The sequence below is a fragment of the Cobetia sp. 1CM21F genome, from assembly GCF_023161745.1.
GTDB classification, from domain to species: Bacteria; Pseudomonadota; Gammaproteobacteria; order Pseudomonadales; family Halomonadaceae; genus Cobetia; species Cobetia amphilecti.
The window spans coordinates 1,303,356-1,321,167 of record NZ_JALNTQ010000001.1 but is presented as its reverse complement, the minus strand read 5'-3'; the positions used below and the strand labels follow the sequence as shown (position 1 = coordinate 1,321,167).

General features: G+C 62.2%; 11 protein-coding genes. 4 read left to right on the top strand and 7 right to left on the bottom strand.

The features are described 5' to 3' along the window. Positions 1–140: 140 nt before the first annotated feature. Both MSG32_RS05310 and MSG32_RS05305 read right to left on the bottom strand, forming a co-directional pair. Positions 141–1,268 carry an alcohol dehydrogenase family protein gene (locus MSG32_RS05310; RefSeq protein ID WP_248378309.1) on the bottom strand — a complete coding sequence of 376 codons (1,128 nt, stop codon included), beginning with the start codon at positions 1,266–1,268 and terminating at the stop codon, positions 141–143. 439 nt (positions 1,269–1,707) lie between these two features. Beyond that, a complete protein-coding gene (locus MSG32_RS05305; protein WP_043334256.1) occupies positions 1,708–2,292 on the bottom strand; it encodes a Fe-Mn family superoxide dismutase in 585 nt (194 codons plus the stop codon). 654 nt (positions 2,293–2,946) lie between these two features. Here MSG32_RS05305 and MSG32_RS05300 point away from each other — a divergent pair. The 3 genes from MSG32_RS05300 to MSG32_RS05290 all read left to right on the top strand — a co-directional run bounded on the left by MSG32_RS05300 (position 2,947) and on the right by MSG32_RS05290 (position 10,682). Beyond that, a complete protein-coding gene (locus MSG32_RS05300; RefSeq protein ID WP_248378307.1) occupies positions 2,947–4,143 on the top strand; it encodes a hypothetical protein in 1,197 nt (398 codons plus the stop codon). Between the two features lie 153 nt (positions 4,144–4,296). Next, positions 4,297–6,393: an autotransporter assembly complex family protein gene (locus MSG32_RS05295; RefSeq protein ID WP_248378305.1), complete on the top strand. Its 2,097-nt coding sequence runs from the start codon at positions 4,297–4,299 to the stop codon at positions 6,391–6,393. 92 nt (positions 6,394–6,485) lie between these two features. Next, entirely contained in the window at positions 6,486–10,682 is a 4,197-nt protein-coding gene (locus MSG32_RS05290) for a translocation/assembly module TamB domain-containing protein (protein ID WP_248378303.1), read from the top strand. Between the two features lie 149 nt (positions 10,683–10,831). On the opposite strand, the gene MSG32_RS05285 is transcribed toward MSG32_RS05290, so the two are convergent. Further along, the gene (locus MSG32_RS05285; RefSeq protein ID WP_225346666.1) at positions 10,832–11,308 is read right to left on the bottom strand and encodes a YchJ family metal-binding protein; all 477 of its coding nucleotides are present in this window, start codon (positions 11,306–11,308) and stop codon (positions 10,832–10,834) included. Positions 11,309–11,357: 49 nt separating this feature from the next. Between MSG32_RS05285 and msrA the strand changes: the two genes are divergently transcribed. After that, positions 11,358–11,996, top strand: a complete 639-nt coding sequence (gene msrA, locus MSG32_RS05280) for a peptide-methionine (S)-S-oxide reductase MsrA (RefSeq protein WP_131432038.1) — start codon at positions 11,358–11,360, stop codon at positions 11,994–11,996. Positions 11,997–12,166: 170 nt separating this feature from the next. Here msrA and MSG32_RS05275 read toward each other — a convergent pair whose 3' ends face one another. The 4 genes from MSG32_RS05275 to MSG32_RS05260 form a co-directional block, all read right to left on the bottom strand. Beyond that, a complete protein-coding gene (locus MSG32_RS05275; protein ID WP_131432039.1) occupies positions 12,167–13,336 on the bottom strand; it encodes a dicarboxylate/amino acid:cation symporter in 1,170 nt (389 codons plus the stop codon). A 334-nt stretch (positions 13,337–13,670) separates the two neighbouring features. Continuing rightward, positions 13,671–14,729 carry a hydrolase gene (locus tag MSG32_RS05270; protein WP_043334253.1) on the bottom strand — a complete coding sequence of 353 codons (1,059 nt, stop codon included), beginning with the start codon at positions 14,727–14,729 and terminating at the stop codon, positions 13,671–13,673. Positions 14,730–15,076: 347 nt separating this feature from the next. Then, complete coding sequence (gene pepQ, locus MSG32_RS05265) at positions 15,077–16,441, bottom strand: Xaa-Pro dipeptidase (protein ID WP_248378301.1); 1,365 nt, start codon at positions 16,439–16,441, stop codon at positions 15,077–15,079. 133 nt (positions 16,442–16,574) lie between these two features. Beyond that, complete coding sequence (locus MSG32_RS05260) at positions 16,575–17,486, bottom strand: LysR family transcriptional regulator (RefSeq protein WP_153635763.1); 912 nt, start codon at positions 17,484–17,486, stop codon at positions 16,575–16,577. Positions 17,487–17,812: the final 326 nt, after the last annotated feature.

Below are 17,812 nucleotides of genomic sequence, written 5' to 3'. Positions count from 1 at the left end.
GACCCTTGCGTGCTCAGTATGCAAAAGCCCTCGTCCGGTTTCGGATGAGGGCTTTTTGTCGTGGGCTCAGGTTTAAAATCAAGGCCGCCAGGCTTTGCATGATGACCGCCAGGCCTTTCCTGAAGACCGCCAGGCTGGCTTCAGGCCCAGGGCTCGAGCACGAACTTGCCCACGTGGCCCTTGCTCAGAAACTGCTGTTGGGCAGTGACGATCTCGGTCAGCGGGAAGCTGGCCGCGATCAGCGGGCGAATCTCGCCTTGCTCCACGTAGCGGATCAGATTGGGGAAGGTGGCTTCACACCAGGCAGTGGTGCCCAGCAGGCGCAGGTTCTTGAGGTACAGGTCGCGCAGGTCCAGCGTCACCATCGGGCCGGCGATGGCGCCGGTGGTCACCAGACGGCCGCCACGCGCGAGCAGTTTCATCATGACCGGGAAGTTGTCGCCCGCGACATTGTCGACCACCAGGTCGACGCTTTCATGGCCCAGCTGCTCGAGCAGATCGGCCTTGCGGTCCAGAAGTCTGTCGGCGCCAAGGTCTGCAAGAGCCTCATGCTTGGCGACGCCCGCCACCGCATACACCGTCGCGCCGCGGCGCTTGGCCAGCTGCAATGCAGCGGAACCGACCCCGCCCGAGGCGCCCAGAATCAGCACACGCTCGCCCGCCTTGAGCTCTGCCTGTTCGAGCATGTTCTCCGCCGTGCCGTAGGCACAGGGCAGGGAGCCAAGCTCGACATCGCTCCAGTCACAGTCCACCGCGAACACTTCACTGGCGCGCACGCTGACGAACTGCGCGAAGGCGCCGTCAAAGTCCGAGCCCATCCATTCATTTTCCAGTGAGTCCCAGCCCTCGCTGCGCATGCAGGAGCGCACCAGCACGCGCTTGCCCAGCAGGCTGGCATCCGCATTCGGGCCCAATGCCACCACCTCGCCACAGCAATCCGTGCCCTGTATCAGGGGGAAGGGCGTCTCTCCCTTCCAGCCACCTTCCGGCGGCGCCGGCTTGTCGGTCGCCGCGTCTGCATCCGCGTTGTCATGCACGCTGCTGGCCTGTTGGGTCGCGGTAGTGATCGTGGAGGAATACCAGCCCAGACGCGTATTGATCTCGGTATTGTTCATGCCAGCCGCCAGCACCTTGATCAGCACCTCGCCTTCACCGGGGGCCGGCACCGGGCGCTGCTGCGTCTCGAGGCATTCATAACCCCCATGGCCGGTGGTCACGATCGCCAGCATGGAGTCGGGCAGAGAGGAGGTCGAGGTGTCAGTGGGCATCGGTATTCCCTTTTTTCAAAGTATGTATTTCGTGCAGTCAAAGAATGCATTTCAAGCAGTGTGTGCCAACCATGTCGTCGAGTCTCTTGTCGTCGAATCCCTGTGAGCGATCAAGGGTACGCAACGAGGTAGAGCGTATGTTCTACTTCTACATCATTAGATAGGGGCACCGCCGTCATTTGCAAGTCGACAGACGAGATTCTTCTCCAGGTGGTGCATACAGCGTAGCCAAGCCTTGCGTGTAGCAGGCTCGCGGCTGGGTGACGTTGTCTTGAACGAAAAAAACCCCGCCAGTTGGCGGGGTTTTCAGAGCAGGTCATCCAGGCGTCATATCAGGGTGACGTCGGATGCCTTGGCTCAGCTGGAGTTCCGAGCGGTAAACGACTCGGCCTCCTGAGGCTAGCCAAGCTTGGTCTAGCCAAACTCAATCTGGAAAAGCTCAGGCTGCGAAGTTCTGTGCAGCGAATTCCCAGTTGATGATGTTCCAGATGCTTTCCAGGTACTTCGGACGCGCATTGCGGTAGTCGACGTAGTAGGCGTGCTCCCAGACGTCGACGGTCAGCAGCGGAGTCTGACCAGACTTGGCGATCGGGGTGTCAGCGTCGTCAGTGTTGACGATTTCCAGCTCGCCCTGGGCGTTCTTGACCAACCAGGTCCAACCGGAACCGAAGTTGCCAGCGGCGGAAGTGTTGAAGGCTTCCTTGAAGTCAGCAACGGAGCCCCACTTGGCCACGATGGCGTCTGCCAGCGGGCCGGACGGCTCGCCACCACCATTCGGGGACAGGCAGTGCCAGTAGAAGGTGTGGTTCCACACCTGAGCTGCCTGGTTGAACAGACCACCCTGGGCGCTCTGGATGATCTCTTCGAGAGATTTTTCTGCGTCAGCAGTGCCTTCGACCATGCTGTTCAGCTTGGTGACGTAGGCTTGGTGATGCTTGCCGTAATGGTACTCAAGGGTCTCGGCAGAGATGGTCGGCTCGAGTGCGTTCTTTTCGTACGGCAGTGCTGGAAGTTCAAATGCCATGGGGATCAGCTCCTTTTCCTCACCAATTGGGTCGTACTCTGCCTTCGTGGGGCTTGGGGCTGAGTATTTCAATGCCTGACCTGCCATCGCGTGATGGAAGAGGGTCAGACAAGCACAGACTCAAGCTCCGCGACCAGCATCACTCCCGGCCCTGAAACTGGCCACCCGCTCAGGCAGCGGGCAAGGGCGAAAGTGCATGACTCGCCGTGCATCCTTCATGCCGTGGCTACGCGCATGAAATGTGCAATCAGCGTGAAAAACCTTGTGAATCCAGATAGCTACGAAGACAGAGGCTGCGCGTATCGCAGTGTCTGGCACTATAGCACCCAGACACCGACAGGCCAACGCTGGTGGGCACTGACCGCGGGATCCTCTCAAGCGTCTTGCAAGGCTCACGTGCATTGCCAGGCTTTTGCCACATTCCTGCCACTCTGCCCTCGATGACGGGCCGTGGCGGGAACCTGATGAGATGACCGAGGTCAGCTGTTAGACTCGATTTCCTGTACGTGAACCGTGACTTATCTTTTGCAGAACCTGCATGACTGTATTTTTATACAGCAAGGCGAAAAAGCGCACTTCCGGTCGTCTTGCGCCGCCCTGAAGATGCTGCGCTGAACCTTTCGCTGCTGATCGTTTGCCGGACCTGGAGCCAGAATGCGGCCGCACAATGCTGAACCGTCTCTCAATGACTCACCGGACGATGCGCTGATCGCGCGTCCCGACGATGCGCTTGGCGTGCATCACACCCGTCCCCCCGCGCCCAGACGCTGGCCGACGTGGCTTTGCCTCCTCGCCCTGGGGGGCGTGGTGGGCTGGCAACAGTGGCAGCTGCATGACCTGCAGACCCTCGGGGGTGATCAACGCGATCAGCTTGGCGCGCGTGTCAGCCAGCTCGAACGTTCCGTGGCACAGCTTGAGCAGCAGGGTGATGAGCGCCTGAGCGAACTGCGTGATGCACTGGGTGAGCAACTCAGCGCCCTGGACAGCCAGTTGAATGACACTGTCCTGCCGGCGCTGACCACCCTGCAGAAGGACAAGGCGTCCCTGTCGAGTAAGGCCGTCGCGCGCCTCGAGACGCTGGAAGCCAAGGTGGCAAAGGACGCGGATGGCGCTCAAGCGCGTCTGACCGCCATGGACGAGGCGCTTGATCGCCTGGACGGTCGCGTCACGACGCTTGCCCAGACAGATGACAACCACGCGACCCTGATCACGGCACTGCAAGGCTCGATGGCGGCGCTGGAATCACTCAGCCGTGATGGCCGTGCAGCGTTGGGCGCGCGCCTGGACGCCCAGTCGGCAACGCTTGAACACCTCGAGCCGCTGGTGGACAAGACCTCCAGCACCCTGGACACGCTGGCTGCCCGCATCGAGAGCTTGCAGAGCGATATTGAAAGCGAGGTTGAGAACAATAGCGCCGAGCAGTTGGCCTCGCTCGAGACTCGCCTCACGGCACTCAAGACGGACCTGGCCACGCAACAGACCCAGACGCGCGCCTTGCAGCAATCGCAGCAGCAACTGAGCGAGACGCTGAAGGCACTGCCGGAGCCTGTGGCGGCTGCTGATGGCGATGAACTGGCCAGCAAGCTCAAGGGCCGCTTCGCGCCGCTTGACGAGCTGGCTGCGCTTGAGACCGCGCAACGCTCACTGGCCTCCCAGATGGGCGAGCTGCGCCGTCAGCAGACAGCGCTCAGTGCCGGCCTGGAAGCCAGTTCTCAGGGGGCGTCAGAGGACACGCTAGAGCAGTTGCGCTCGCTGGATGCCAGCCGCCGTCAGCTGAGTGGCCGTGTCGCGTCGCTGCTGGGCCAGGTGTCTGAGCTTGAGCAGCGCGTCAGTCGACTGGAACGTCGCTGAGCTGGCTCCGCAGGGATATAAGCAATGAGATATGGCGTGGTCCGCCACTCTGGCGGGCCATGTGACACGCCCCGTGATGACCGAGCGCCGCACGACATGATGAATGGGAACGATGGACAGTGCTTTCCACCAGCACTCAACAAAGGACGAATCATGAGTGGCGACAACAAAGAGTCTGCTCGAGCGACCGGGACGCGCGGTTTGCCGCATCGCTATCTAACGCCGCTGATCGTGTGTGGCGGCCTGTGCTTCGCGCCACAGGCGCTGGCGATCGATGCCGCCGTCAAGGGCGTCAAGGGCGCGACGGCCACTAACGTGGTCAACTTCCTGGCCGGGATGACGCTTGAGGGCGATGCGCCGGCCGAGCGCTATGAGGATGAGATCATCCGGCGCACCCAGGAAGCGCTGCAGGCCTTCGGTTACTACGATGCCCAGATCACGCTCAGCTATCCCGAGAAGGGGCTGTTGGGCGGCGATGATGTGGTCGTGACGGTGGATGCCGGTGAGCCGGTCACCATCGAGATGCTGGAGCTGCGACTCGAGGGCGACGCCGCGCGCGACAAGGTCATGAAGAAGGTGCTGGCCGACGCCGACCTCGAGGAAGGCGATGTGCTGCGTCACTCTCGCTATGACAGCCTCAAGTCGACTCTTACGTCGCTCAGCCTAGAACGCGGCTATTTCGACACCTCCTTCTCCCAGCAGCGCATCGAGGTACGCCCCTGGCTGCACTCGGCACGCATCTATCTGGTCATGCAGAGCGGTCAGCGCTACCGCTTCGGTGATATCACCTACCTCAACAGTCAGATAGAGCTGGATCGCGTCAAGGCCATGCAGCCGTTCGAGACTGGTGATTATTACGAAGCCGGCAAGTTGACCCAGTTCAACCAGCGGCTGAGTGAGGCCGGCTGGTTCCGCTCGGCCGCGATCAAGCCACAGCTCAACCCGGGCGCCGAACTCAAGGCCACCAGCCCCGACAGCGAGATCAAGACACCTTATGCCGAGGCACAGGGCTATGAGGGCTCATGGCTTGCCGATGTCGAGAGGACTGAAATCGAGAGAGCTGAAGTTGAGGGTGCTGAGGGCGAGCAGACGGGGGATGAGAGCCGTCGCGCTGACGCGGCGTCCCGCTCGGACTCGACGGCGCCCGTCGCGCAGGCCGCCGTGGAGGCTGATGACGTTGGCTCCGCTGTGGCTGGCACTACCGAAGCCGTCGGCAATGACACGCCGGTGCTGACGGGCGATGCATTGGAGGCCGCGGTCAAGACGGCCAACGGTCCCATCATTCCCGTGGACATCAGCCTGATTCCCGCTGACCGTCACAAGTTCGAGACCGGTATCGGCTACGCGACGGACGTCGGGCCACGCCTGCAGTTCAGCTGGGAGATGCCGTGGGTCAATCGCTATGGCCATAGCCTGACCAACAGTCTTTTCCTGTCCTCACCGGAACAGACCTTCGAGGGCGAATACCGCATGCCGCTCGAAGACCCGCTCAAGGATAGCTATGTCCTCGAGTACGGGATGTCGAACACCGACGATGAAGATACCGAGAGTCTCGAGACCACCGTGCGCTTCACCCGCGAGTGGAAGTTCGACAATGGCTGGACCCAGCGGGTGTTCTTCGGTTCCACCTATGAGGACTACACCCAGGCGGATGAATCCGGAGCCGTGCTGCTGCTGTATCCCGGCGTGAGCTGGAACCGTACCCGCACGCGCCCCAAGACCTTCCCGATGTGGGGCGACCGTCAACAGCTGACCTTCGAATACGGCGATCAGATGTGGGGCTCGGACGTGACCTTCCTGCGCTCCCAGTTCAACACCAACTGGATACGCTCCATCGGCGACAACCATCGTTTCGTGGCGCGCATGGGCGTCGGCCACGTCGATACCGACAACTTTGATGACATGCCACCTTCGATGCGCTTCTTCACCGGGGGCGACAACAGTGTGCGTGGCTATTCCTACGAGACACTCGCCCCGGAAGATGATGATGGCGATCTGGAAGGCGGTAGCTCATTGCTCACCAGCAGCCTGGAATACGATTACCGCCTGACCGGCGACTGGTGGGGCGCGACCTTCTACGACGCCGGGAACGCCTTCAATGGCTGGGACGCACTCGAGCTCAAGACGGCGGCCGGCATGGGGATTCGCTGGATTTCGCCGGTGGGGCCGATTCGTCTCGATATCGCTCATCCCTTCGATGACGATGACAACGATTACCGTATTCACTTCTCGATCGGGCCGGAATTCTGAGCGGCTCGCGTCTCTTGAGCGAGTGTCGTGCGGATCAAGCGCCAGCAAAGGACCATCAGCTGAGCGGGTGAGCTGATAAAAAAGATATGGAGATGTTGGAATTGTCTAATCCCTATGTACGTCGGGGCGGCCTGGTCATCCGGTTGCTGATATGGCTGCTCGTGTTCCTGATCGGGCTGACGATGCTGCTGGTCGGGGGCGTGCTGTCCCCGTGGGGCACCGGGCTGGTGCTCGATCAGGCGCGCTCGCGTGGCTTCATCGATTACTCCCAGGCCTCCGGCTCACCGCTGGAAGCACTGTCGCTCAAGGACGTCTCGCTGGACCTGCCGGGGCTGGCCATCAATGCCGACTCGCTGTCGCTGGCCTGGGGCGAGGACTGTCTGCTCAAGGGCAAGCTGTGTCTCGAGTCGCTGGAGTCCAGTGGCCTCGCGATCACCCTGAGCGATAGCGGTGCCAGCAACGAGCCGGAACCGGAGAGCGGCGAGAGTCTCAACGTGCCCATCGTGGTGCCGATTCCCATCGAAGTGCGCAAGGTCGCCATTGATGACTTCGCCCTGGCGCTGGCGGATGGCAGTCGCGTCACCTTTGATCACTTCCATACCTCGGCCGCGCTGTCAGTGAGTACGCTGACGCTGGGCGAGACACGCCTGATCACCAGTCGTTTCATTCCGGCCGATGCCACCGCGGCGCAAACGACGTCAGACACTGTCAGCCTCGAGGGAGTGAGCATCACGCCTGAGGCTCAGCAAGCGGCAAGTGCAGTGGTCCACACTCAGGTCGTGGCGCCTCAAGCCGAGAGCGCCGCGAGGGCCATCTCGAACAAGGCCATCACGGATGAGACCGTAACTGATGAGACCGTCACTGATGACGCCGCAGATGTATCTGGCAAGACTGCCGCTGAAACCATAGATCAGACAGCACAGGCCGGGCGCATCGCCTTGCCGGAAGTCTATATTCCGCTGACCATCGAGGTTCCCGATCTCGCCATCGAAGACTTTGTGCTCGAGGGGCCAAGCCCGTATGAGGTCAGCCGCCTGTCGCTGGCACTCAAGGCGGAAGGGCATGACATCACGCTCTCGCGTCTCGAGGTCGATTCCCGCGACGTGAACGCCGATCTCGTGGCGCAGGTCACCCTGAAGGACGAGTATCCCCTGAGCGCCACGCTCAATGCCGAGACCCTGATTGATCCCATGCGTCATGAAAAGCTGCGCCTGTCTCTGGAAGGCTCGCTGGCGGATCTTGAAGCCTCTCTCAAGGCCGACGGCCCACTTGCCGCTGAGCTTGTGGCCAGCGCGGATGTGTTGGATAGCGATCTGCCCTTCGAGGCACGCCTGAGCTCCGAGCGGATCACCTGGCCCTTTGCTGCCGTCACTGATGCCTCTGATGATACCTCCGCGGGTGCGCAGAAAGGCGGTCAGACAGCGACGCAAGCCAAGGATGGCAACAACACGTCTGCCTCCGCTGCCGCCTTCACGCCTGACTATAAAGTCGAGAATCTGGCGCTGGTCGCCAAGGGCTCACTGTCGGGGTATACGACCACGCTGGATGCCATCATCGAGGGGCGTGACATTCCCCGCGCTACCTTGTCACTGGCAGGCGACGGCGATCTCGCGCATTACCGCTGGCAGCCGCTCAAGATCGCCCTCAAGCGTGGCTCTGCCACTACCCGTGGCGAGATTCACTGGCAGGAAGGTATTCAGGTCGCCGCCGAGCTGGCCCTCGACAAGCTGCATCCCGAAGACTTGCTGCCGGCCCCGACCGGAGGAGGACAGAAAACCGTGCGTGGTGAGCTGAGCGGCAATCTCGTGGCCAGCTTCCAACAGCCGCGGCAAGGCCCGTGGGCCATCGATGTCAGCAAGCTGGATATTCATGGCACCTTGCTCGAGCGTCCGCTCACGCTGACCGGCAAGCTTTCAGGCAATGCCGACATGCAGTGGGACGTCAACGCGCTGGAGCTGCGTCAGGGCCAGAACCGGCTGAGCGCCAATGGCAAGATTGCCAAGACCATCACCCTGGCGGCCAACATCGATTTTCCGGCGCTCTCGACCCTGATGCCGGATATCGCGGGTGAGCTCAAGGGCAAGATCGATGCCTCGGGCACGCTCGACAAGCCTCAGCTGGCCAGCAACTTCACCGCACGACGCCTGCAGATCGGTGAGAACCGTATCTCCGACATGGCGCTGTCGGCCGGTGTCGATGCTCGCAAGCGAGGCATTGATGACCCGGCACTGGATATCGCTCTCAATGCCGATGATGTCAGAGCTGGCGGACAGCAGATCGCGACGGTCGCGCTGACGCTGGGAGGCTTCCTGAGCGATCACACCCTGCAGTTCGATACCGAGATGGCCGGTGAGATGCCGCTTTCTCGTCTGGGACTGACCCTCAAGGGGGGACTCGACAAGGCGCGTGAGCATTATCGCGGTGCGCTGTCTCCGCTGACGGCGAATACCGATTTCGGGGACTTCAACTTCGACACACCGGCGAGCTTCGATGCCAATCTCGCCAAGGGCAGCGTGCTGGTGCAGCCGTTCTGTCTGAGTCGCGAACAGGGCGGCCAGATCTGTGTCGCCGAGCCCTTGAGCGCGGGCAATGACGGCCAGGCCGTGGTGACTCTCGAGGGGATTCCGCTGGACATGGCCCAGAGCGCCATGCCGGAGAGCTGGACCATCGGCGGTGCCACGGGCGGCAAGATCACGGCAAGCTGGAAGCAGGGTGGCCAACGCTGGAATGCTGACGCGGAGCTGGCGGGCAAGTTGACGCTGGCCGGTGAAGACGCCGACGGCAATGCCTGGTCATTGCCCGAGACCACCCTGCAAATGGCGCTGGAAGCCACGCCCGACAAGGCCGATCTCGATACCCAGATTCGCCTCGACAGCGCTGGCGGAATCGGTCTCACCGTGTCGGTCCTCGACCCGGCGGGCGCAGGCAAGCTGGATGGCTCGCTGGCCATCCGCGACATCGACCTCTCGCCGTATCGTCCGCTGGTGGCGGGCATGACTCAGCTGGAAGGCAAGCTGGCGGGTGACGTCGAGGTCGGCGGCAACCTGAGCCTGCCGTCGTTGACCGGCCCGATCGCGCTGACCGGCGTCAAGGTGCAGGGCGAAGGCCTGCCGGTGTCGCTGTCGGATGCCCAGTTCACCGTCGACTTCGATGGCAACAGTGCCGATATCGATGGCTATCTGGTGGGCAATGATGCGCGCTGGGGCATCGATGGCGAGGCGGCCTGGCCGACGCTTGAGGACTGGACGGCGTCATTTAACCTCGACGGTGCGAAGAATCCGCTCGAGCTGCATATCGCCGGGATCGGCCGCATGCGCGTCGCGCCGGATCTCGAGATCAATGCCAGCCCCACGCTGCTCAAGCTGCGGGGTGACGTCAAGGTGCCGTGGACACGCATCGAAGTGGACCAGGTGCCGCCGTCTGCCGTGTCACCCTCCAGTGACACCATCATCATCGAGCGTCCCAGTGATGAGGACACCTCCAACCCGGCCGAGCTTGCCGATGGCAGCGATACCGCCAAGGCGCTCAACGAGGCCGGCATGGCGCTGGATGTGCGTATCGGCATCCATATCGGGCCGGATGCACGCCTGGAGGCGATGGGGCTCAAGACCAAGCTCAGAGGCGATCTCGATGTGCGCCAGTCCAAGGGCGGCGTGCAGGTCTTCGGTGAGGTCAATCTGGTCGACGGGACCTACAAGAGCTTCGGGCAGGACCTGCAGATCAGCAAGGGGCAGGTGTTGCTGGCCGGACCGCCTTCTAGCCCGCGTCTGAATATCGAGGCGATCCGTGATCCTGACAACACCGAGGACGACGTGACCGCAGGGGTGCGTGTGACCGGACTTGCCTCGTCACCCAGCGTCGAGATCTTCTCGGACCCGTCGATGGATGAGTCCTCGGCACTGAGTTATCTGCTGCGCGGCGAAGGCCTGGACAGCGACACCAGCAGTGACAGTGCGGTCACGTCCGCCCTGATCGGCATGTCACTGGCGCAAAGTGGCCAGGTGGTCGGCCAGATCGGGGAAACCTTCGGCGTGCGTGACCTGAGTCTGGACAGCTCCGGCAGTGGGGATGACAGCCAGGTGGTGGTCAGCGGCTATATCGCTCCGGACCTGAAGCTCAGTTACGGCGTCGGGCTGTTCTCGCCGATCGCGGAGCTGACGCTGCGCTACAAGCTGTTCCGCAATCTGTATGCCGAAGCGGTATCCGGCACGGCGCAGGCCGTGGATCTGCTCTACAGCTTCTCGCTGGGTCGCAGCGAGCTGGCGCCCAGAGTCGGCAAGGACAGATGACACGTCAGGCCAATTGATTGCCACAGGTTCAGCCCCCATCGACAGGTTCGGTGGGGGCTGTCTTGTTATGGAGGGGGCGTTTCAGAGGTGCTCGTTTGGCTTATGCTTGAGAGATCAAGCGCACGCGCGACAGCACAGGACGTTGACGGTCACGCAGTGCAGCAACGCTTGATCTTCTTGCCGCTGCCACAGGGACACAGGCTGTTGCGCCCCGGCGTCAGTGTCTGCCACTCGGCATCACCGTCGACATAACGCCAGTGATGGCCATCGTGATGAAAGCGGCTAAGTTCCTGCAATTGCTGGAACTTTCCCTGCTCGAAGAAGGTGGCATGAAAGCGTACCATGCCGGTATCGGCGTCTTGTCCGCTGTCCAGAATCTCCAATGCCAGCCACTGCGGGCCAGCACCTTCGAGATCGGCGCGTGCCGGGCAATGGGCCGGGTCCCAGCTGTCGATCAGGAAATCGCTGAGCGACAGGCAGAAGGCACTGTAGCGGGCGCGCATCAATTGCTCGGGGCGTTCGGCGCGGGTGATGTCAGCATGAATCGGCTGACAGCAATCGGCGTAGCGTCGCGCCTGGGCGCTGTTGGGCTGGCAGGGGCAGATCTTGGGGGGCAGAGATGACATCATTGAACCTATACACGATTGCACGACGCGACACAGGAGAGAGTCCGCCATGTGGATAACGGAAGATAAGCAGACCATTCCTTCAGCGCAGGACAGCTTGCCAGGGCGCAGTGAAGCGGTTCGCATCAGCGGCGTTCATCACGTCAATGGCCGCTCGATTGTACCGCCGTTCGACAGTGAGTGTGAGGAGATCGTGCTGGGGCTGGGCTGCTTCTGGGGAGCCGAGCGCCTCTTCTGGCAGCTGCCGGGCGTCAAGGTGACGGCGGTCGGTTATGCCGGCGGCCATACGCCGAATCCTAGCTATGAAGAGACCTGCACCGGCAAGACAGGCCACACCGAGGTCGTACGCGTGATCTTTGACCCGACGGTGATCGGCCTGCCGGAGATCCTGCGGGCCAGCTTCGAGGCCCATGACCCGACCCAGGGCATGCGTCAGGGCAATGACATCGGCAACCAGTACCGCAGCGCGATCTATTACACCCGCGAAGACCAGCGCGCCATCGTCGAGAAGAGCATGGCCGACTACCAGCAGGCGCTGGACCAGTCCGGCCTCGGCCGTATCACCACCGAGGTCGCACCGCTGCGCGAGTTCTACTACGCCGAGGAATATCACCAGCAGTATCTGGCCAAGAATCCGGGCGGCTACTGCGGCCTGAAAGGCACGGGAATCAGTTGTCCCATCGGCTGACAGCCTCGGCAGTCATGTCCTGCCTGCCATGACATCGCTGTCATGAGCCTGTTGGAGAGAGATTGCCGCTGAGAGACACGAAAGCCTCATGGTCGCCGCGCAGTTCACGGCCACCATGAGGCTTTGTTCTGTCTGGAGCAGCATTCGGTCAGGCGATGCGATGCACAGTGTCAGCGGTAGCGCTGTCGATCCTGCTCGGCCTCTGCAAAGCGATCGATCCACTGCACCAGGGCACCATCGCCGGTGACGTTGCACGCGGTGCCGAAGCTGTCCTGCGCCAGATAGAGCGCCATCATCAGGCCGACGGCGGCGGCATCGAAGCCCAGCAGGCTCTGCAATACGCCCACCGAGGTCATCGCGGCCCCGCCGGGCGAGCCGGGCGCGGCAATGATGGTCACGCCCAGCGCGGCAATGAACGGCAGCAGGGTGGTGAGCTCGGGCGTTGCCAGGGAGGGAGTGACCAGCATCACGCCAATGGCGCACACGGTCAGCGTGATGGCACTGCCGCACATGTGGATGGTGGCCAGCAACGGCACCGCAAAGCTCGCCACGGACGGCGAGATGTGATTGAGGTGCATCTGGCGCACGGTGACCGGAATCGTGGCCGCGGAAGACATGGTACCGGCCGCGGTGAAGTAGGCGGGCAGCATGTGGGCCAGCGCCTTCATGGGCGAGCGACCGGTGCTGGTGCCGCTGGTGACGTAGAGCAAGCTCAGCCACAGCCAGTGCAGGGTCAGCGCCAGCAGCAGGATCATGCCGAAGCTCTTGAGGGTATTGGCCACCGTGCCGGCGATCGTCATCTCGCAGAACAGGCCGGCGATATAGAACGGCAGGGCAGGAATCAACGCCTTGGCGATGAAGCGCTCGACGATGTCGCGGCCGCCGTCGGCCAGCTGACGCATGCCGTCATGCTCGGTGGCGGAAATGCCGATGCCGAACAGGAAGGCCGTCACCAGAGCCGTGCTGATATCGGTCAGTGGCGGAATATCCAGCGTGAAGTAGGGGCTCAAGTGCTTGATGGCATGACTGACCGGCAGCTGGTCCTGTTGCACGATATGCGGCACGACTTCCAGCCCGACGATGCCCGCCAACAGTCCTGCCAGCGTGGTCGAGGCATAGGCCAGCACGATGGTCAGGGTCAGCAGACGGCCCGAGGAGCGCTCGAGACGTGCGATCCCGCTCATGATGAAGAACAGGATGATCAGCGGAATGGCGTATTCCAGCAGTTCACCGAACAGTACCTTGAAAGTCAGCAGGGCGCGTATCAGGGATTCGGGAGCCCATTGTCCCAGCAGTATGCCAGCCACGATGCCGAGCACCAGGCGAAAAATCAGGTTCATTATCAGGCCAGTAGAGTCTTGAACGTAGGATGGGCGCGCAGTCTACCATTCTCCCTCAATCGTGACAGTGATCCGTGTCACCCTTCACACCATACATCCTGTATACCGTTATCGTTTTTGTTACTCAAGATTTGGCTATCCTGAAAAGCATACGGTCGTAGTCAGGGTTAAGACCTTCCCACCGGATCTGAGGGTGGGAAGGCGAGCAAGGGTGGAAGAAGCCAAAAGAGGCATGGAAAGCCAAGGACAAGAAAGCCAGGGAGGGGAAAGCGTGTTGGCGTCTGAATGGCGGGCAATGCCGACAGTTCAATGCAGCCGGTTCAATGCAGGCAGCTCAGTGCGCTTCGCTCTGCACCTCTGCCTGCGCTTGCGGCTTGGGCAGCCCGCTCCAGGCATCCAGTTGCTGACTGACACGGCGAGCCAACCAGGAGCTCAGTCGCCCACGGCGCCACTCGACGAAGCCGACATGCCCACCGCGCTCACTGAGCTCGATACGCACGGCCTCGGAGGGCTGGTGAAAGCGTGCGAACAGATCGCGTGGCATGAAGGGGTCATCCAGCGATTGCAGTATCAGCGTCGGCAGTTCGATCTCGCTCAACAGACGGCCCGCCGAGGAGCGCGTGTAGTAATCACTCGCCGAGGTGAAGCCATGCAGGGGTGCGGTGACTTCGTTGTCATAGGCCCAGAAACTGTTGAGCTGCGTCAGCTGGTGCGCTCCGATCGAGATGGGTAGCGGGCCATTGGCAAGCTTCGCCGCCACCTTGGCCTTCAAGCCCTTGAGTAGATGGCGCTGGTAGAGGCGCGAGAAACCCTGATTGAGCACGTCCGCGCTGGCTGCCAGGTCCAGCGGGGCGCTGATGGCGATCGCGCCGGCCAGGTCCAGACCATCACCGCCTTGCTCGGCCACCAGCTTGAGCAGCATGTTGGCACCCAGCGATACACCACAAGCGACCTTGATGGCGTGCGGATAGCGTCGCCCCAGCTCGCCGAGCACCCAATAGGCGTCTGCGGTATCCCCGCTGTGATAGGCGCGTGGCAGGCGGTTGGGAGATTGCCCGCAGCCACGGAAATGCATCATCACCGGTCGCCAGCCCATCCGGGCGGCTGCATTGAGCAGCTCACGGGCGTAAGGCGAGCTCAAGTCACCCTCAAGGCCATGAAACAGCACGAACAGGGGCGCATCGTCGCTCAGGGCCGTCGTACGCTCACGCTTTTCATGACCGTCGCTGATGACCCAGGCGAGCTCGACGAAGTCACCATCGGGGAGATTGAGAATCTCGGTGCGACGACTCAGGGGCGCGCGGGGCAGAAATCGCGGCAACAAGGTCTGGACATGGCGATTGCGCAGGCCAAGGGCAGGGCGAAACTCTGACGTGAAGATGGAGTGCGGCATGTGAGGTAGCTCCAGTGGCAGGCCAGGGCGATGACGTTGGTGGTCGGGTGATGGACATGCCCTTGATGGCGGTGGCCTGCAGCAAGATCTGACAGGAATTTCTGCACGGATATCGTTGGCATCATTTCACTTGGCGACGCCAATCGCTAGTCGCAGTGCAGCATACGCATCGACGCCAACCGCGTTAGCTCGACCCTGGATCACATTCCTGGCCTGGTGCTCGAATACTCAGCCTCACGACACGCGACAAAAAACCGCCATCGGCACAGGGCCCATGGCGGCGTGAGGCAGGCATGTGACGGCAAGCGTCACAGCGAGAGGCTCAGACAGTGTTGTGACAGGCCTGATTACAGGCCCGTCGCCGGGCTGCGTGTCAGATTGAGGGCACCGTTTGCAGTGATGACCAGATTGTCCTCGATACGCACACCGCCATGCGGTGCCAGCGCCTCGACCAGCTTCCAGTCGATATGCTCACCGCGTGCATCGTTGCGCAGCGGTTCCAGCAGCATGGGGATGATGTAGCAGCCCGGTTCGATGGTGATGGCCATGCCGGTCTCGAGCACACGCGTCAGGCGCAGCATCGGGTGACCTTGCGGCGGCTGACGGATGTCGCCGGTGGTGTGATCAGGAATGCGACCCGCCACATCATGGACCTGCAGTCCCAGCAGATGCCCGAGACCATGCGGGCAGAAGGCTGCCGTGATGCCTTGTGCGACCTGATCCTCGGCGGGCAGGGACACCACGCCCAGTTCCCGCAGCAGCTCACCCAGCTCGCGATGCATCTCGAGGTGCAGGTCGACATAGTCCACACCGGGCGCGAGCCTTGCGATCAGACGCTTCTGCAGCGCCTCCACGCCCTCGATCAGCGCGCGATAGAGCGGCAGCGCATCATCGCCTGCCCAGCTACGTGTGATGTCAGAGGCATAGCCGTGCACGCTGGCGCCGGCATCCACCAGCAGGCTGTGACGGGCGGCGGGAGCCTGCAAAGCATAATGCTGGTAATGCAGGACCGCGGCATGCGCGTTGAGACCGACGATGTTGCCGTAGGGCACATCCGATTCCCGTTGGCGTGACGCGCCAAGATAGGCCAGCTGGATATCGAGCTCCGCGCCGCCTTCCATGAAGGTGCGCCGGGCAGCCAGATGGCCACGCGCGGCGCGCAGGCTGGCTTCTTCAAGACAGGCGATCTCGAATTCGCTCTTGCAGACGCGCCCCTCGTCGAGCTGGCGCACCAGGCCGACCGGGTTGGGCAGTGCCTCAAGTTCGCTGACCACCTGCGGGTTGAGCTCGGCGACTTCACCCAGCAGCGCCACGCGACCCTCGGGACGCTCTGGCAGTGTCGGCTTGCGCAGATGGACGATCTCGAACTGCTCGGCCCAGGGCGCAGTGTCCGGCGTCGGCAGGCTGGGTGACAGATGCCAGAAGTCATCGGGGGCATAGAGGTAAAGCGTCGGGCGCTCGCCCGGGCGAATCACCAGCCAGCTATCGCTGAGACCCGCCATCGGCACCCAGTGCAGGAAATGGGCATGCGACTTGAAGCTGGCATCCTGGTCATCGGCGAAATGCCGTTTCGGCTTGCCACTGTGCAGCACGATGGCGTCCAGATCATGCTGCTGCATGGCGATTTCGTAGCCGGATTGCAGCGCCGCCAGATGCGCGCGGTGTGCCGCGGCGTGGGTGAGTGTCGGGTCGTTGAGCTGGCTGTCAGACATCATGTTTCCTTGCAAACGGTCGGCACGCCTGACCTGGAGGAGTGAACGTCAATGGCGTGAAGTGTTGGAGAATGTAGGAATGAAGGGGAGAGCGCCGCTGAGACGGCGCCGTCGACCCTCCTGCCCGGATGACTCACGAGAAACGGGCTTCCAGCTGGTGCCAGAGTTCACTGACACTGTCGTGGCGCGGCACGCGCGGGCGATACAGGCGGATATGCAGGCTCAGGTCCCAGCGCGGGTCACCGGCACGTACCAGCTTGCCGCTGGCGATTTCCTCTGCGGCCAGCCGCTGCGGCAACCAGCCGATGCCATAGCCCTGCAACACCAGCGCCTTGATGTTGGCCGCCTGGATATTCTCGTTCATGGTGACCAGATGCGCCTGAATCGGGACCTGAGCGAGATGGGCCATCAGCGAGGTGGCGATGACGGCGCGCGGATGCGGGCTGATGAACGGCAGCGGATTGCGCCGCGTGCCCGGCAACTGATGGCGAGGATTGCCATCCGCGCCGGGCGCGCACAGCGGAATGAAGGTTTCTTCGCCGACCACCAGGTATTGGTAACTGTCCAGCTCAAAGCCCAGGTCCACACGTGCCTGGGGCCAATAGCACAGCGCCAGATCACATTCGCCGCGATCCAGCCCGTGGAAATAGTCGGCCGCCAGCCAGCCGGTGGCACGCAGATAGGGCAGCACCTGTTCACGCAGCTGAAGCTGATCGAGCCAATCAGGCAGGAAGTGCGACACCAGAGACTGCGGTGCTCCCAGCGATATCTTGCTGGCTTGCTGCTGGGCCATGTCCTGCAGGCGTTCGCGTGTGATGCGCACGCGCTCGGTGATCTGCTCGCACAGCTGGAGAAACTCGTCTCCGGCGGGAGTCAGCGACAGCGGCAGGGTCTGACGATTGATCAAGGTGGTGCCCATCTCCTCTTCCAGCAACTTGATGCGGCGGGAAAAGGTGGGCTGAGAGACATTCTGTGCATCGGCTGCCCGCGAGAAATGTCGGGTCTGAGCCAGAACGATGAAATCTTCGAGCCAGCGAATTTCCATGTAATCGGAGTGCCTCGTCGGCCGGGGAACAGGCCATGTCAGGAGGTCGGGCGCACATCTCTTCGGACGTGTCACACCAGAGTATCTTGGGGATGCGTCATCGGGGCCCGGTGCCACGCTGAATCTTCTTCTAGCATCGCGGGCAATGGCGCCAATTGACCTGTTGGTCAGTAGCGGATGTGCGAAATCTTGCCCACACAAAACGCGAGATGCAATCGTCAATGAGGGCAAGACGCAAGGTTGCCGATGACAATGGCAACCTTGCGCGGTCTTTCCTTGCTTGGGGCCGGAAACGCAATGATCGATGGCGCCCATCACATCGCCGT

Bases quoted from the DNA above. Each gene is read 5' to 3' on its own strand.
- MSG32_RS05310 (WP_248378309.1), bottom strand. From the start codon at position 1,268: ATGCCCACTGACACCTCGACCTCCTCTCTGCCCGACTCCATGCTGGCG.
- MSG32_RS05305 (WP_043334256.1), bottom strand. From the start codon at position 2,292: ATGGCATTTGAACTTCCAGCACTGCCGTACGAAAAGAACGCACTCGAG.
- MSG32_RS05300 (WP_248378307.1), top strand. From the start codon at position 2,947: ATGCGGCCGCACAATGCTGAACCGTCTCTCAATGACTCACCGGACGAT.
- MSG32_RS05295 (WP_248378305.1), top strand. From the start codon at position 4,297: ATGAGTGGCGACAACAAAGAGTCTGCTCGAGCGACCGGGACGCGCGGT.
- MSG32_RS05290 (WP_248378303.1), top strand. From the start codon at position 6,486: ATGTTGGAATTGTCTAATCCCTATGTACGTCGGGGCGGCCTGGTCATC.
- MSG32_RS05285 (WP_225346666.1), bottom strand. From the start codon at position 11,308: ATGTCATCTCTGCCCCCCAAGATCTGCCCCTGCCAGCCCAACAGCGCC.
- msrA (WP_131432038.1), top strand. From the start codon at position 11,358: ATGTGGATAACGGAAGATAAGCAGACCATTCCTTCAGCGCAGGACAGC.
- MSG32_RS05275 (WP_131432039.1), bottom strand. From the start codon at position 13,336: ATGAACCTGATTTTTCGCCTGGTGCTCGGCATCGTGGCTGGCATACTG.
- MSG32_RS05270 (WP_043334253.1), bottom strand. From the start codon at position 14,729: ATGCCGCACTCCATCTTCACGTCAGAGTTTCGCCCTGCCCTTGGCCTG.
- pepQ (WP_248378301.1), bottom strand. From the start codon at position 16,441: ATGTCTGACAGCCAGCTCAACGACCCGACACTCACCCACGCCGCGGCA.
- MSG32_RS05260 (WP_153635763.1), bottom strand. From the start codon at position 17,486: ATGGAAATTCGCTGGCTCGAAGATTTCATCGTTCTGGCTCAGACCCGA.